The organism is Arthrobacter sp. BE255, assembly GCF_031457335.1.
Lineage (GTDB): Bacteria > Actinomycetota > Actinomycetes > Actinomycetales > Micrococcaceae > Arthrobacter.
Genome location: NZ_JAVDWK010000009.1, coordinates 21,617 through 35,804 on the forward strand (window position 1 = coordinate 21,617; position 14,188 = coordinate 35,804).

15 protein-coding genes are annotated in these 14,188 nt (G+C 64.7%); 9 read left to right on the forward strand and 6 right to left on the reverse strand.

The window, feature by feature from the left end:
* Positions 1-53: 53 nt before the first annotated feature.
* Complete coding sequence (locus J2X42_RS15280; RefSeq protein WP_310166546.1) at positions 54-2,741, reverse strand: AAA family ATPase; 2,688 nt, start codon at positions 2,739-2,741, stop codon at positions 54-56.
* A 477-nt stretch (positions 2,742-3,218) separates the two neighbouring features.
* Between J2X42_RS15280 and J2X42_RS15285 the strand changes: the two genes are divergently transcribed.
* Positions 3,219-4,634: an amino acid permease gene (locus tag J2X42_RS15285; protein WP_310166548.1), complete on the forward strand. Its 1,416-nt coding sequence runs from the start codon at positions 3,219-3,221 to the stop codon at positions 4,632-4,634.
* 12 nt (positions 4,635-4,646) lie between these two features.
* On the opposite strand, the gene J2X42_RS15290 is transcribed toward J2X42_RS15285, so the two are convergent.
* Positions 4,647-5,303: a DUF1345 domain-containing protein gene (locus J2X42_RS15290; protein ID WP_310166550.1), complete on the reverse strand. Its 657-nt coding sequence runs from the start codon at positions 5,301-5,303 to the stop codon at positions 4,647-4,649.
* Positions 5,304-5,573: 270 nt separating this feature from the next.
* Here J2X42_RS15290 and rpsF point away from each other — a divergent pair, with 270 nt between their 5' ends.
* The 4 genes from rpsF to rplI all read left to right on the forward strand — a co-directional run bounded on the left by rpsF (position 5,574) and on the right by rplI (position 7,364).
* A complete protein-coding gene (gene rpsF / locus J2X42_RS15295) occupies positions 5,574-5,879 on the forward strand; it encodes a 30S ribosomal protein S6 (RefSeq protein WP_050683795.1) in 306 nt (101 codons plus the stop codon).
* Positions 5,880-5,952: 73 nt separating this feature from the next.
* Positions 5,953-6,525: a single-stranded DNA-binding protein gene (locus tag J2X42_RS15300; protein ID WP_310166553.1), complete on the forward strand. Its 573-nt coding sequence runs from the start codon at positions 5,953-5,955 to the stop codon at positions 6,523-6,525.
* Between the two features lie 129 nt (positions 6,526-6,654).
* Entirely contained in the window at positions 6,655-6,894 is a 240-nt protein-coding gene (rpsR, locus tag J2X42_RS15305; RefSeq protein WP_003800144.1) for a 30S ribosomal protein S18, read from the forward strand.
* Positions 6,895-6,911: 17 nt separating this feature from the next.
* Positions 6,912-7,364 (forward strand): 50S ribosomal protein L9, encoded by a 453-nt coding sequence (gene rplI / locus J2X42_RS15310; RefSeq protein WP_131131999.1) that lies wholly within the window; start codon positions 6,912-6,914, stop codon positions 7,362-7,364.
* 167 nt (positions 7,365-7,531) lie between these two features.
* Here the strand turns inward: rplI and J2X42_RS15315 are convergent, their stop codons facing one another.
* Entirely contained in the window at positions 7,532-7,954 is a 423-nt protein-coding gene (locus J2X42_RS15315; RefSeq protein WP_310166555.1) for a DUF1801 domain-containing protein, read from the reverse strand.
* 66 nt (positions 7,955-8,020) lie between these two features.
* Here J2X42_RS15315 and J2X42_RS15320 point away from each other — a divergent pair, with 66 nt between their 5' ends.
* The 3 genes from J2X42_RS15320 (at position 8,021) to J2X42_RS15330 (ending at position 10,024) form a co-directional block, all read left to right on the forward strand.
* Entirely contained in the window at positions 8,021-8,881 is an 861-nt protein-coding gene (locus tag J2X42_RS15320) for a PhzF family phenazine biosynthesis protein (RefSeq protein ID WP_310166557.1), read from the forward strand.
* Between the two features lie 89 nt (positions 8,882-8,970).
* Complete coding sequence (locus tag J2X42_RS15325) at positions 8,971-9,597, forward strand: FMN reductase (RefSeq protein WP_310166558.1); 627 nt, start codon at positions 8,971-8,973, stop codon at positions 9,595-9,597.
* Positions 9,598-9,664: 67 nt separating this feature from the next.
* On the forward strand, positions 9,665-10,024 hold the full coding sequence (locus J2X42_RS15330) for a zf-TFIIB domain-containing protein (protein ID WP_396134087.1): 360 nt from the start codon (positions 9,665-9,667) through the stop codon (positions 10,022-10,024).
* 32 nt (positions 10,025-10,056) lie between these two features.
* Here J2X42_RS15330 and J2X42_RS15335 read toward each other — a convergent pair whose 3' ends face one another.
* Both J2X42_RS15335 and J2X42_RS15340 read right to left on the reverse strand, forming a co-directional pair.
* The gene (locus J2X42_RS15335; RefSeq protein ID WP_310166560.1) at positions 10,057-10,629 is read right to left on the reverse strand and encodes a hypothetical protein; all 573 of its coding nucleotides are present in this window, start codon (positions 10,627-10,629) and stop codon (positions 10,057-10,059) included.
* Between the two features lie 2 nt (positions 10,630-10,631).
* Entirely contained in the window at positions 10,632-11,087 is a 456-nt protein-coding gene (locus tag J2X42_RS15340; protein ID WP_310166562.1) for a hypothetical protein, read from the reverse strand.
* Positions 11,088-11,775: 688 nt separating this feature from the next.
* Between J2X42_RS15340 and dnaB the strand changes: the two genes are divergently transcribed.
* Complete coding sequence (dnaB, locus tag J2X42_RS15345; RefSeq protein ID WP_131131993.1) at positions 11,776-13,158, forward strand: replicative DNA helicase; 1,383 nt, start codon at positions 11,776-11,778, stop codon at positions 13,156-13,158.
* 28 nt (positions 13,159-13,186) lie between these two features.
* Here the strand turns inward: dnaB and J2X42_RS15350 are convergent, their stop codons facing one another.
* Complete coding sequence (locus J2X42_RS15350; protein WP_310166567.1) at positions 13,187-14,155, reverse strand: hotdog domain-containing protein; 969 nt, start codon at positions 14,153-14,155, stop codon at positions 13,187-13,189.
* Between the last annotated feature and the right edge of the window lie 33 nt (positions 14,156-14,188).

Consider the following 14,188-nt stretch of genomic DNA (forward strand, 5'->3'; position numbering starts at 1 on the left):
GGAAGGCAACAGTGTGGATACTGCGGGTACCTGCAAAGAGGAGGGTTTCGTCCCTAAACGACGGGCAGGACGTACGGTTCCCGGGCAGCGGCGTCCTTGCCGGCGGCGAGGGCGGTCAGCTGCGCGCGGGACTCGACGCCCAGCTTGCGGTAGATCGCTGTGAGGCGCACTTCCACAGTCCGGACGGAGACGTAGAGCGTGGCTGCGATTTCCTTGTTGCGCATGCCTCGGGCCACCATCTGGGCGAGGGCGCGTTCATGGTCGGCCAGCATGAGCATGGCGGGGTTGCCTGGTGCGCGGGCGGGTTCAACGCGTTCATCCAGCAGGAGGGAATCCACGTGCTGGGTCCAGGCGTCGGCGCCGGCCTCGTCAAACATCACCTTGGCCCGCAGGAGTCCATCCCTGGCATCCCGCAGCCGGCCGAAGGCGCCCAGCCGCTCCGCGTAGCACAGCAGCGTCCTGGCGCGTTCCAGCAGTGAGTCGTGGGCGTTCCGGCTCTCAAGCGCGTGGCTGAAGAGCTGCAGGGACTGCTCGCCGTCGGCGAGCATGGCCCGGCTCCGCGCCACGGCACTGAGCAGCCAGGGGGACCTGAGCCCCACAGAACGGCTTTCCAGGCGGTAGAGGGCCTGGGTGGCTTCGCGGTGCCGTCCCAACCGGACAAGGACTTCCACCAGGTCAGCCTCGCAGCGCAGCAGCGTGGGATTTCCAAAGGCCATGCCGATCTCCGCGGCGCGGGACAGTTGCGCGAAGGACTCGGCCAGGTTGCCGCGCATCAGCGCGAAGTGGCCCTGGCAGGCGGCCAATTGGGCCGTGATGGCCGGGTGGCTTTCCGCCCCGGAGAAGTGGTGGGCCTCCGACACGTACAGCCGTGCCAGGGCCTCGTCGCCCAGGGAGTGGGCCCGCCACACCCGGAAGATGTGCCGCATTCCGCGGTGGTATTTGGTTTCGGGTTCGTTGAGTTCGAGGTCCTCGATCAGCCGGATGGCCGTCCGGACATTCCCGGCCCTGATCTCGTTGTCGGCGGCGAGGTAGGCTGCGGTTTCCCGCCAGTTGATGTTGGACGCCTCAACGGAGTTCCGCACCATAGCGAAGGCTTCCTGGGCCAGTTCGTGGTGCTCTGCGTAGCTCAGCGCGCGCCCCTGCACCAGGAGGGTGGCCACGGTTCCGGCAGCCTCATGCTTGCGGCCCAAATGCTCAGCGTTCCCGCTGATCGCCTCGATCAGGAGCTTGGCGCGGTCCGCGACGGCGAGGCAGTCCTTGGAGGCCGCGTCCTGGAACTGTTCAGCGTGGCGCACCAGGCTGATCGCATCTTCCAGTTCCCACCGCTCCGCGTAGTAGAGCGAACCGACTGCCAGGAGGATGGCGGCGTAGGCAGGATCGTGCTGGCCGAACTCCTTGACCAGCCGAAGCACCATGCTGGACCGCACCGCGGCACCCTGGATGAACTGGATTTCGAACGCGAGGCCCGTCAGGCGCAGGATGAGGGCCGGGTTGCGCGTTACCCGCTGCGCCCAGTCCAGGTACCGCTTGGCGTAGACGAATTCGCCCCGGTTGAACAGCAGTTCAGCCACGGTGGTGAGCCGTGCGGCGGTCTCGGCTTCCCACGGATTGATCGTGAGTGCGCGTTCTATGTACTCCACCGCGAAAGCCACTTCGCCGCTCCGGATCAGGTCCACGGCAAACCGCAGGAGGCCAAACGGTGTCTGGCGCTCCAGTGCGGTAAAACTCTGGTGCCAGCGGCGTGCGTAGGGATCCGTGTCACCGGCCGCTTCTGCCAGGGCGCGGTGGTTGGCGGTCCGGACGGCCGGAGTCATGCTCGCAAAAACGTAGCCGCGCAGCAGCTGGTCCTGGATGCGCAGGTGGGGTCCGGACCGGCTGACCATGCCGCTGGCCAGCAGCTCGTCCACCCCTGTCCACAGCTCGTCGTAGACCTTTTCCAGCGTGGCGATGTCGCTCCGGCAGGACAGGGACATCAGGTCAAGGACCTGCCGCGCGGCCGGGGTCAGGCCGCCCACTGTTGCGGCGAATTCGGATTCGAAGCTTCCCTTGCAGGGCAGCGGGATGGGAAGGGCGTACTTCCCTTCGGCCTGGCGTTCCAGCAGGCAGGTGTAGAGCTCGACGGCGGCAAGCGGGTTGCCCTGGGTTGCTGCCGCTACTGCGTGGATTGCCGCCGTCGCGGTCTGGCGGGCCGGAATCGACTCCAGCATCCGGACGGCGTCGTTGTAGTTCAGTGCCTTCAGGTGAAGGGCCGGGAGGCTGCCGAACGGACTCTCCGGCGATTCGTCACGGACGCTGGTGAAGAGCGCCATGTCCGTCCCGGACAGGCGCCTGGCGAGGAATCCGATGACGGCCTGGCTGCTGGGATCCAGCTGGTCTGCGTCATCGATGACGATCACGGTGCGGGACGATGACCGCTGGTGAAGCCCGTTCAGGAGCATGGTGGAGACGGTCGGGACATCCATGGCGCCGGTTGAATCGCGGAGCAGCTCATCTGCAAAACGGTTGAGGACGGGATCGTCGATTCCGTTCAGCAGCGCTGTCAGGCCGGAGAGCGGCCAGTCTGATTCGGAGGCACTTGCCCGCAGGAAAACGGTCCGGTAGTCGGAAAGCCGCGGAATCTCGGACAGCAGTGCGGACTTGCCCACACCACGGCGCCCCACAACGGTCAGGGCGGATTCCTTCGGCCCCCGGATCACGGAAAGGATCCGGTCCAGCTCCTTGCTTCGGCCTATTAACGACATGAGGTCCCCATCCATCGAAGAAGGAGACCGATATTGCCTTTTACCTCAGTTAATGACGAAGCCCGTCCAGTCATATCCATGACTGTGCGGGCCAACTTCCTGGCCGCTTCATTACGTCCAGCACGGTACCCAGCCGTTGGATGCCAATATAGCCGCGATCCGGTTCCCGCACCAGAGAAATTTGGGCCCCGGTGTACTCAAGTTTTGGCACCCGGTACTCAGGTTTCGAGGGCGTTTCAAAGTTGCCTGTCGGGCGGGGGATGATTCGCCACAGTGTCCCCTCCTGTGAAAACATCTGATTTTGGCTCCACCGTTCTGTGCCAATGCACATCAGGTGAGGGGCCTGCCGCGTCTTAGGGTGGAGAAAACGTGTGATCCACCGCACGGGCCAACACCCGAAAAGTGCTCAAGGCCCATCCCTGTGGCGCCGCAAGGCAGCCAAACAATTTCCGTATCAACACTGAGGACGGCGCACCCATGCACGCTGACCAGCAACTCTCCAAGTCGCTCAAGCCGCGGCACCTCTCCATGATCGCCATTGCCGGCGTGATCGGGGCAGGCCTTTTTGTGGGGTCAGGCGCCGCGATCCAGCAGGCCGGCCCGGGCATCCTCCTGGCCTATATGGCCGCCGGAATCGTGGTGATCCTGGTGATGCGGATGCTCGGCGAGATGGCAGCAGCCAACCCCGAAACAGGATCCTTTTCCACTTATGCGGACAAAGCCCTCGGCCGGTGGGCCGGCTTCAGCATCGGCTGGCTGTACGCATGGTTCTGGATCATCGTGCTGGGGATCGAGGCCACGGCCGGTGCGGCGATCATGCACCGCTGGGTTCCCGGCATTGACCAGTGGGTCTGGGCGCTGATCCTGATGGTCCTGCTGACGCTGACCAACCTTGGCTCCGTGAAGTCCTACGGCGAGTTCGAATTCTGGTTCGCCTCCATCAAGGTGGCCGCCATTGTGCTGTTCCTGCTCTTTGGCGTAGCGGCCATCCTGGGCCTCGTCCCGGGTGTCCCGGCGCCGGGCCTCAGCAACCTCGTCGAGAACGGCGGATTCCTTCCCAACGGACCGGGCGCCGTCCTCGCCGGCATCCTGGTGGTTGTTTTTTCTTTCTTCGGCGCTGAAATCGCCACCATCGCTGCCGGTGAGTCCGAGAACCCCGTTGACGCAGTCAAGAAGGCCGTGAAGTCCACCGTGTGGCGCATCCTGGTTTTCTACATCGGCTCCATCGCCATCGTTGTCACCCTGCTGCCCTGGAATGACGCCAACGTGGCCAAGAGCCCGTACGTCGCCGTGATTGAACTGTTCGGCATCCCCGGAGCCGGAACCATCATGGACATCGTGGTGCTCACCTCCGTCCTGTCCTGCCTGAACTCCGGCCTCTACACCGCCAGCCGCATGCTCTTCTCACTGTCCAAGCGCGGCGACGCACCGAAGGCCTGGACCCGGATCTCCAAGCGCGGCGTTCCCGCGGCAGCAGTCCTGGCCTCCACGGTGGTCGGCTTCGTGACGGTCGGGCTGAACTATGTCGCCCCGGACACCGTCTTCCTGTTCCTCGTCAACACGTCAGGCGCGATCGCACTGTTTGTCTGGCTGGTCATCGCGTCCTCCCAGCTGATCCTGCGCAAGCGCATGGGGGCGGCCGCCAAGGACCTCGCCCTGAAGATGTGGCTTTTCCCCTACCTGACCTGGGTATCAATCGCCAGCATCGTGGCACTGCTGATCGGCATGGTGATCCTGGAGTCCACCCGGGAGTCCCTGATCCTGTCGCTGGCCCTGGCCGCCGTTGTGGTGGGCATCGGAGTCTGGCGCTACCGCAAGGGTGGCCCGGCCGGACCCGCTGTTGAGGCTCCGCAGGACGAGGACGCCGCCGTCGGTGCCGGCCCGGCGTCGTAAGCTCCCCGGCGCTTAGGCCGCCAGGCCGAGCACGAGGTTGATCGTGGCGGCGAGGATGACTGTGCCGAACAGGTAGGACAGCAGGCTGTGCTTGAGTGCCTCGCGCCGGATGCGGGGGTTCTCCAGGTTGGTGTCCGACACCTGGTAGGTCATCCCGATGCTGGTGGCCAGGTAGGCGAAGTCCGTGTATCGCGGCGGCTCGTCCTGGTTGAAGCTGACGCCGCCGTCGCTCTCCCCGCCGTAGAAATGCTCTGCGTACCGGAGGGTGAAAAGCGTCTGGACCAGCATCCAGGACAGGGCCACGCTGGCCAGGACCAGGGCGGCCCCGCCAAGCTGGGTGCCGCCGCCCCGGTGCGAGTCCACAATCACGACGCCGACTGCCGCCAGCGAGGCGATATTCGCTGCGAGGATCAGCAGGTCGGTGGTTGGCCGGGACGGGTCCTCCGCGACGGCGTGGGCCTTGGTCTGGGCGGGATCCATGCGGCCGATCACCAGCCACACCCAACCGACATAGACCAGGGCCGCCGTCGCCCACCCGGCGGCAGGCGCCTGCACCCAGAACCCGGCGGCGCCGGTGGCCAGCGAAGCAGCGCTTCCGGCCGTCAGCATCGCCACGAACCGGAGCCGGCTCCGCCGGACCGGTGGTGCGTTGAGGGGCGCGGCATCCATGGTCTGTACTCTAGCCGCGGCTGCCGGCGCCCACCCGGCCGCAACGGCGCGGTTTTCCACATACCCGCAGGACCGCTTCCGCGCAGGAACCCAGGCGCCTAGCCTTGAGTCAAGCGCGAATCGCCTATCCGGTCCAAATGCACTAAGATATTGAAGTCTGTGCTGCGCCCTGCCTCCGTTCCGGTGGCCGGGCATGTGCATGGCACCGCAAATGAACCTCCTGTTACGGAAATGCCGTAACCGCTTAGCCCAAAGGAGGTGGGTTCACATATGCGTCCTTACGAATTGATGGTAATCATCGACCCCGAGGTCGAAGAGCGTACCGTTGAGCCGTCGCTTCAGAAGTTCCTGAATGTCATCACCAACGATGGTGGAACCATCGAAAAGGTTGACATCTGGGGCCGTCGCCGACTGGCCTACGACATCAAGAAGAAGTCCGAAGGTATCTACGCCGTGGTGAACTTCACCGCCAAGCCGGACACCGCCAAGGAACTTGACCGCCAGCTGTCTCTTAACGAGACCATCATGCGCACCAAGATCACCCGCCCCGAAGAGCAGAAGGTTGTTGCTGAGTAATTTCAGCACCGATTTTCATTCTTCACCCCGCAGGATCGAATTCTTCATCCAGGATCGAACAAGGAGGCAGTAGATGGCAGGCGAGACCACCATTACGGTCATCGGTAATCTCACCAATGACCCGGAATTGCGGTTCACACCGTCAGGTTCGGCAGTAGCGAACTTCACCATCGCTTCCACCCCACGCACCTTTGATCGCCAGTCCAATGAGTGGAAGGACGGGGAAACCCTGTTCCTCCGCGCTGCAGTCTGGCGTGAAGCAGCCGAGAACGTCGCCGAATCCCTCACCAAGGGCATGCGCGTGATCGTTTCCGGCCGGTTGAAGAGCCGTTCCTACGAAACCAAAGAAGGCGAAAAGCGCACCGTCATTGAGCTCGAAGTCGACGAAATCGGCCCGAGCCTGCGCTACGCCAATGCCAAGGTCAACCGCACCCAGCGCTCCGGCGGTCAGGGTGGCCAGGGTGGCTTCGGCGGCGGCAACAGCGGCGGTGGCTTCGGAGGCGGCGCTGGTGCAAACCAGGGCGGCAACTCCGGCGGAAACTGGGGCGGCAACCAGCCCGCAGCGCAGGAAGACCCCTGGGCAACGCCCGGTGTCTCCAACGCTGGCGGCTGGGGCAACGGCCCGGATTCCGAACCTCCCTTCTAAACACTAAAAATTAAGGTCCGACGCCGGGACCGCCCTGGGTGCCGTACGGCACCGAAGCGACTGCCGCCGTCGGACCACCACCATCCCGTGGATCAATGTCCACGGGCTCCATAGAATAGGAGCTCCACGATGGCTAAGGCTGAACTCCGTAAGCCCAAACCAAAGTCCAACCCCTTGAAAGCCGCTGACATCACCGTCATCGACTACAAGGACGTAGCATTGCTGCGCAAGTTCATCTCCGACCGCGGAAAGATCCGCGCCCGTCGCGTCACTGGCGTCACGGTGCAGGAACAGCGCAAGATCGCACAGGCAATCAAGAACGCCCGCGAAGTTGCCCTGCTGCCTTACTCCGGCGCTGGCCGCGGCTAAGGAAGGGATTAACTAACATGGCAAAGCTCATTCTGACCCACGAAGTAACCGGTCTCGGTGCTGCTGGCGACGTTGTCGAGGTCAAGGACGGTTACGCACGTAACTTCCTGCTTCCCCGCAACTTCGCCCTGACCTGGTCGAAGGGTGGCGAGAAGCAGGTTGAGTCCATCAAGGCTGCCCGCGCCGCCCGCGCGCACGCTTCCCTGGAAGATGCGCAGAAGCAGGCCGCTGCACTCTCCGCGAAGCCGGTCAAGCTCGTTGTCAAGGCTGGCGAGACCGGACGCCTGTTCGGCACCGTCAAGCAGGCCGACGTAGCCGACGCTGTTGAGGCCGCTGGCCTTGGCAAAATCGACAAGCGCAAGGTTGAACTGCCGGCACACATCAAGTCGGTTGGTTCCTACCAGGCCAACGTCCGTCTCCACGACGACGTTGCCGCTGTGATCGAACTCGACGTAGTCGCAGGCAAGTAGCCTTTCCGGCTGCGCAGTCCTGAACTGCACGAAAACCCCCGTTGCCTTCACTGGCGGCGGGGGTTTTCTGTGTCTTCCCTCTGCAACGCGGGGTCACTTGATGCCCAATAATTGCCTCCGGAGGGGCCTCAAGTGACCCCGCGTTGCCGTGTGGGTGGGGCGGGATGTCAGGGGCGGTGGAGCTCGGTGGTGACGTGCCGGTATCCCGCCCGGATCAGTTCGGCGAGTAGGGCCTCGTCGACGTCCTCAAGCTTGTTCACGTAGAGGCAGCCGGCGCCGGTTTTGTGCTTACCCAGCTTGGGCAGCAGCGCCTCCGCCTCGGGGCTGTAGATCAGCCCGTAAAGTGAAAGGCTGGCCTTCCGGGGCGAGAAGCCCACGGCGGCGGAATCGCCCTCCCTGCCGGTTTCGTATTTGTAGTGGTACCGGCCGAAGCCCACGATCGTGGGCCCCCACATCTGTGCTTTCTCGCCGGTGACTTCAGTCATCAGCTCCAGCAGGCGAAGGCCGTCGGAGTGCCGGATTGGGTGTTCCACGGCGGCCAGGAATTCGTCCACGGACGCACCGGTTGCCTGGGTCTTGTTTTCAGCCATGCTGGAAGTCTGGCAGAGCGGCGTGGACTTGTCAGCGGGGCCGCTCTGGAGTGCTAGCCTGCAGCGGTGACCCAGAAGCCAGCCCGTTTCCGCCGCCGCCGTCCTTTCGCCCAGGTGGATGTGTTCACCGCCGAGCACTACCGGGGCAACCCGCTCGCAGTGGTGGTCGACGCCGGCGACCTCACCACCGGGCAGATGCAGCAGTTCGCCAACTGGACCAACCTGTCCGAGACCGCGTTCCTGCTGCCACCCACCCACCCCGAGGCGGATTATCGGGTCCGGATCTTCACAGCGCACGAAGAGTTCCCCTTCGCCGGGCATCCCACGCTCGGATCCGCGCACGCCTGGCTGGAGGCCGGCGGCGTTCCCAAAGCGGACGGGGTAATCATCCAGGAGTGCGGCGCGGGACTGGTCCCGGTGAGGGCCGACGCCGGACGGCTGGCGTTTGCGGCGCCGCCGCTGACGCGCTCCGGGCCCGTGGACGAGCCGGACATGGCCAGGATCGCCTCAGGCCTCCGGCTGCCCCGCCAGGCCCTCCTGGATGCCACGTGGCTGGTCAACGGACCCGACTGGATCGGGGTGCTTCTGGACTCCGCCGAACGGGTCCTGGATATCAGGCCGGACTACGCCGCCATGCAGGGCCTCAAAGTGGGCGTGATCGGGCCGCATCCCGCCGCGGGAGGCGCCGACTTCGAGGTGCGGACCTTCATCCCCGGAGACGCAGCCGCCGAGGACCCTGTCACGGGCAGCTTCAACGCCGGCGTGGCGCAGTGGCTGATCGGCAGCGGGCGGGCTCCGGCGTCGTACACCGCCGCCCAGGGCACAGTGCTGGGCCGGGCAGGGAAGGTCCACGTGGACGCCATGGACAACGACATTTGGGTGGGCGGCAACTCGGTCACCTGCATCAGCGGAACTGTGGTCCTGTAGGGCCGTGGAATAAACGCGGACAGCCACCGGTTACGTCGGTACATGCAAATACATGTAACGTAGCCTCAACCGAACATCAGGAGTCCATCGTGGAAACCCGCCGCATCACCGTCCTGTCCGCCGGCCTTGGTGTGCCGTCGTCGAGCAGGCTGCTCGCGGACCAGCTTGCCGCCGCTGCAGAACGCAGGCTCGCGGGCGCCGGTTATGACGTGAAGGTGGACGTTGTCGAACTCCGTGACATCGCCGTGGACATCGCAAACAACTTCGTCACCGGCTATGCGGCCCCGCGCCTGGCGGAGGTCATTGCGGGGGTCGAGGCATCCGACGGCATCATCGCCGTCAGTCCCGTGTTCAGCGCCTCGTACAGCGGCCTCTTCAAATCGTTCATTGACGTCCTGGACCCCAAGTCCCTGGACGGCAAGGCCGTCCTGCTCGGGGCCACCGGCGGCACCGACCGCCACCAGATGGTCCTGGACTACGCCATGCGTCCGCTGTTCAGCTACCTGCGCACCCGGACGGCGGCGACCGGAGTTTTCGCCGGTCCCCAGGACTGGGGAAACGCGGACGACGGCGGCTCGCCCCTTTCGTCCCGGATCGACCGTGCGGCGGGTGAGTTCGCCGGCCTCCTGGCAGGGGAGCAGCCCGGCCGCAAGCCGGCGGCCCTGGAGTCCCTGCCGTTTGAGCAGCTCCTGGCTGGCATCTCCGGCGGTCGCTAAGCCAGGCTCCACGTGCGATGGGATCCTGCAGCCGAACTATCCGGGCCCTCCGATCGTTGACCGGGACATGAAGTGTCCTGTGGATTCCATTGACCTGATCATGAGCGAACGCAGCGGTGTGGAGATTGACTACTGCCCCCAGTGCCGCGGCGTATGGCTCGACCGCGGTGAGCTCGACAAGATCATCGACCGCGCCAACGGGGCAATGGGCGGAGGAGCCGCTGCGCCTGCCGGGCCGGCAGCCCCTGCTCCCGGCCCGACGCCGCCTCCGCTGTACCCGAATTTTGAACCGCGGCGCGACCAGCCCCGCTATGACCAGCCGCGCTACGACGACCGCAAGTACGGCAAGCAAGGCCATGACCGTGACTATGACCGCCGCGGGCACAAGAAAAAGGAAGGCTGGCTGGGGGATCTCTTCGACTTCTAGCCGGGCCGTTGTTCCCTCCTGGCCGCTTGGCCTTAGTCGTCCAGGAGGGCGATGAACTCGCGGGCCTGCTTGAGGGTGATGTCCGAGTGCCGGGTGAGGGCCGTGGCGGCGCCTTCGGTGTCGCCGCTGCGTGCCAGCGTGCGGATCCGCCCGTAAATCTCGTCATTGAGCATGTTGCTGCTGACTTCCCGGGTCACGTCACCCTTGCTGGCGATGGCGCGGTACCGGTAGGGAAAGCGCTGGGGAGTGTCGTCGTCGTCGGCCTCCTGCGCCGCCTCCGCGGAGGCAGGAGTCCGGTACGGCTGCGGGTGGGCTGCCAGCGCGCCCACAGCATCCCGAGCGGCCCTGAGGCCGGCGTCTGTGGCCTCGTAGTAGAGCTTGATGGCCGCCATGGCCTGGCCCTGGGCGATGAGGGCGTAGAGCCGGCGGTGCTGGTCCTCGGTGAGCTTCGCGGCGGCCGTCCGGGCCAACTCCACGGGGTCGCTGGCGGGGGCGGCGGCGCCGGCTGCTGAAGCCTTCATGCGCCTGCTGATGGCGCGGGCAGCCAGGGCCACACCGGCAGCCACAACAACCAGGATGAATGCGGGGATCACAAGCGATTCCATATCTAAAGCCGATCTATGTACTTCTTGGCCGTGGCCAGGTCAAAGTGCGTCGCCTGGCGGAGGAGTTTGATGGCCTGGAGCTTCTGCCCGCCGCGGGCCATGGACTGCAGCTGCAGGGCGAACTGGGGATTGAGCTGGCCGCCCGGCAGGGCCGTGTATCCATGCTGGCCGGGCATGCCGCCTGCCTGTGCGTGGAGTGCGGCCCGTGCGTTGTCCGCCTGCTGGGTCTGCTGCGCCTCGTTCTGGCTGGGGCGGGTATTGGCGTCCAGCCGGGCGCGGGCGGCGGTGGCGACACGGACCTGGTTGGCATAGTGTTCGGCCGAGCGCATCGCGAGGTCCTGCTGGTATTTTTCGGCGTCGGAAATTCCGGAATCGCGGGGGCTGAGGGCTGTTGAAAGGCCCCAGATTACCGCCACCAGAACCAGCGCAGGCAACAGCACCATCAGTATTTCGCCCATGTATAGAGCTTATGCCAGATCGCTGTTATCCACAGCATATTCCGCGACCCGCATACAGTCCGCCGGGTGTGGCGTCAATTCGGCGGCCTTGCTGTGGAATTGATCACGGTCCAGGGATATCCGGCCATGATTGGGGCCGGAATTCGGTCCGCAATCAACAGCCCCGGCCTGCAAGCTGTGGATGAAGGTTTGGCAAAAGAATATTTACTCCACACGCCAGAACCAGAGTTTCCGCAGGTCAGGCGCGTATTTGGAGTGAAACTTTTTTTGTTTCCACAGGGTCACCCACAGGCTGTGCACAAGCTATGCCGCTTAGTGCACAGGTTTTCCACAGGCCGTGGGGACGGTGGACTTTGCCCTTTGGGAAAGGGGGACTAGCGTAGCGGAATACCTGTTTTTGGGGTGCGGAAAACGCTGCGGCGGAGTACGCGGACCACCACGGCGGATCCCTGGATCCCGCCGCGGCGGGCACTTCTGTGGATAACCTGTGGATACTGGGGATAACTCTGTGTGCACAAAGCCCATGGGCCCGACAGGGCGCCGGACAGTAATTGTCGGTGCCCTCCGGTAGACCTGACCTGTTGGGTGTGTTGCGGATGTCCCAGACGCCCGCAACCCACAGGAAGAACAGCTTAACCACGGTGGAACCTTCTCGTTCCGCTGCGGCACACAATGGAGGACGGCAGCTTTGTCAGTAACGCATCTGGACCCGATCGAGGGCACCCGCGGATCCGAAAGCAGCCGGAAGCCTCCCCAGGACATCCCGGCTGAACAGTCCGTCCTGGGCGGCATGATGCTCTCCAAGGACGCCATCGCCGACGTCGTGGAGATCCTGCGTGGCCAGGACTTCTACCGTCCTGCCCATGAAACCATCTACGAGGCCATCATTGACCTCTATGGCCGCGGCGAGCCCGCGGACGCGGTCACCGTCTCTGACGAACTGACCAAACGTGCCGAGATCAACAGGATCGGCGGACCCGCCTACCTGCACGAACTGATCCAGACCGTGCCCACGGCAGCCAACGCCGGCTACTACGCCGAAATCGTGGCCGAACGCGCCGTGCTGCGGCGCCTGGTCAACGCCGGAACCAAGATCGTCCAGCTAGGTTACGGCTCCGACGGCGAAGTGGAAGACCTCGTCAACCAGGCCCAGGCCGAGGTTTACGCTGTGGCCGAGCGCCGCACCGCCGAGGACTATGTTGTCCTGAAGGACGTCATGGAATCCACGGTGGACGAGATCGAAGCCTCGGGCCACCGTGGCGAAGGCATGACCGGGGTGCCCACCGGGTTCTACGAACTCGACGAACTCACCCATGGCCTGCACCCCGGCCAGATGATCGTCATCGCTGCCCGCCCGGCAGTTGGTAAGTCCACGTTCGCGCTGGACTTCGCCCGTTCGGCGGCCATCAAGAACAACCTGGCCACCGTGATGTTCTCGCTCGAAATGGGCCGCAACGAGATCGCCATGCGCCTGCTGTCCGCCGAGGCCACCATCGGGCTGCAGGACCTCCGCAAGGGCACCATCAAGGACGAGCAATGGTCCAAGATCGCCACCACCATGGGCCGGATGAACGATGCTCCCCTGTTCATCGACGACAGCCCCAACATGTCGCTGATGGAAATCCGTGCCAAGTGCCGGCGCCTGAAGCAGCAGCACGACCTCAAGCTCGTGATCCTGGACTACCTCCAGCTCATGAGCTCCGGAAAGAAAGTGGAATCCCGCCAGCAGGAAGTCTCGGAATTTTCGCGTGCGCTTAAGCTGCTCGCCAAGGAACTCCAGGTCCCGGTGATTGCGCTGTCACAGCTGAACCGTGGTTCCGAACAGCGCCAGGACAAGCGGCCCATGGTCTCGGACCTTCGTGAATCCGGCTCCATCGAGCAGGATGCCGACATGGTGATCCTGCTGCACCGCGAGGACGTCTACGACAAAGAATCACCGCGCGCGGGCGAGGCGGACATCCTGATCGCCAAGCACCGTAACGGCCCCACCAAGGACATCGTGGTGGCCTTCCAGGGCCACTACTCCCGGTTCGCCAACATGGCAGCCGACGCCGGCGGCGGCGGCTTCTAAGGTCCGGTCACCGCAGGGCGCAACCGGTCTAGCCGGGCGCCAGCAGGTGGTTGGGCAGCCGGTTCCCGGGGGCCGTGCCCCGGATCTCCAGCAGCTCGCGTGCATGCGCGTGCAGCCGCTTGTCCTCCTCCGAGACCGGCACCCAGCGAGGGATGGGCACCGACGTGCCTTCGGCGTCGCGCGCCACCATCACGGTGAGGCAGTACGTGGTGAGGTTCAGTTCCTTGCCCTTGGGATCCCCCGACCGGACGTGTACGGCAATGTGCATGCCTTTGGTCCCCGTGTAGACCAGCCGCGCCTCCACTTCCACCACGTGTCCGATGAGCAGCGGACGGTAGAAGCGGACGCCACCTGAGAAAACTGCGACGGTGTCCTTCCCGGAATACCGTGATGCGCAGACATAGGCGGCTTCGTCGATCCACTTCATGACAATCCCGCCGTGGACCTTGCCGCCCCAGTTCACATCCGTGGGCGCCGCCATGAACCGCAGCGTGACGCGTTCGGCCGTTCCGGCGTCGGTATATTCCTGGGCGTTCATGGCCTCGACGATCTGTTCACGGACCTTGACCCTGGCCAGGGCATGGTCGCGCTGTTCGATCTCTTCGGCCGTGACCGGCTCAAACTGTTTGACGGGGATGGGCTTGCCGTCCTCGCCCACAGCCACAAAGATCACCATGCACTGGCTGCTCATGGTGGCCGGGCCGCCCTTGGGATCCCCGGACGAGACGACCGTGCGGATGTGCATGGAGGACCGTCCCGTGTACACGATGGTGGCCTCAACCTCCACCATGTCGCCGCTGTTGACCGGGTCCGCGAAGTGGATGTTGCCGACGTAGGCGGTGACGCAGTAGGACTTGGCCCAGCCGACGGCGGCCGCATACGCGGCCTTGTCCACCCACTCCAGGACGGTCCCGGCGTCCACGGATCCGCTGTGGCCCACATCCATGGGGGCGGCCAGGAAGCGGAGGGTTACGGAGTTGGCTGCGGTCTCAGTCATGCTGCGATCTTACTGACGCGGCCGGTTACCCGG

What these genes read in the sequence shown, in the direction of transcription:
- J2X42_RS15350 (WP_310166567.1), bottom strand. Translation starts at nt 14,155, where the DNA reads ATGACTGAGACCGCAGCCAACTCCGTAACCCTCCGCTTCCTGGCCGCC.
- J2X42_RS15335 (WP_310166560.1), bottom strand. Translation starts at nt 10,629, where the DNA reads ATGGAATCGCTTGTGATCCCCGCATTCATCCTGGTTGTTGTGGCTGCC.
- J2X42_RS15280 (WP_310166546.1), bottom strand. Translation starts at nt 2,741, where the DNA reads ATGTCGTTAATAGGCCGAAGCAAGGAGCTGGACCGGATCCTTTCCGTG.
- J2X42_RS15330 (WP_396134087.1), top strand. Translation starts at nt 9,665, where the DNA reads ATGAAGTGTCCTGTGGATTCCATTGACCTGATCATGAGCGAACGCAGC.
- J2X42_RS15300 (WP_310166553.1), top strand. Translation starts at nt 5,953, where the DNA reads ATGGCAGGCGAGACCACCATTACGGTCATCGGTAATCTCACCAATGAC.
- rpsF (WP_050683795.1), top strand. Translation starts at nt 5,574, where the DNA reads ATGCGTCCTTACGAATTGATGGTAATCATCGACCCCGAGGTCGAAGAG.
- J2X42_RS15340 (WP_310166562.1), bottom strand. Translation starts at nt 11,087, where the DNA reads ATGGGCGAAATACTGATGGTGCTGTTGCCTGCGCTGGTTCTGGTGGCG.
- J2X42_RS15290 (WP_310166550.1), bottom strand. Translation starts at nt 5,303, where the DNA reads ATGGATGCCGCGCCCCTCAACGCACCACCGGTCCGGCGGAGCCGGCTC.
- J2X42_RS15315 (WP_310166555.1), bottom strand. Translation starts at nt 7,954, where the DNA reads ATGGCTGAAAACAAGACCCAGGCAACCGGTGCGTCCGTGGACGAATTC.
- rplI (WP_131131999.1), top strand. Translation starts at nt 6,912, where the DNA reads ATGGCAAAGCTCATTCTGACCCACGAAGTAACCGGTCTCGGTGCTGCT.
- J2X42_RS15285 (WP_310166548.1), top strand. Translation starts at nt 3,219, where the DNA reads ATGCACGCTGACCAGCAACTCTCCAAGTCGCTCAAGCCGCGGCACCTC.
- rpsR (WP_003800144.1), top strand. Translation starts at nt 6,655, where the DNA reads ATGGCTAAGGCTGAACTCCGTAAGCCCAAACCAAAGTCCAACCCCTTG.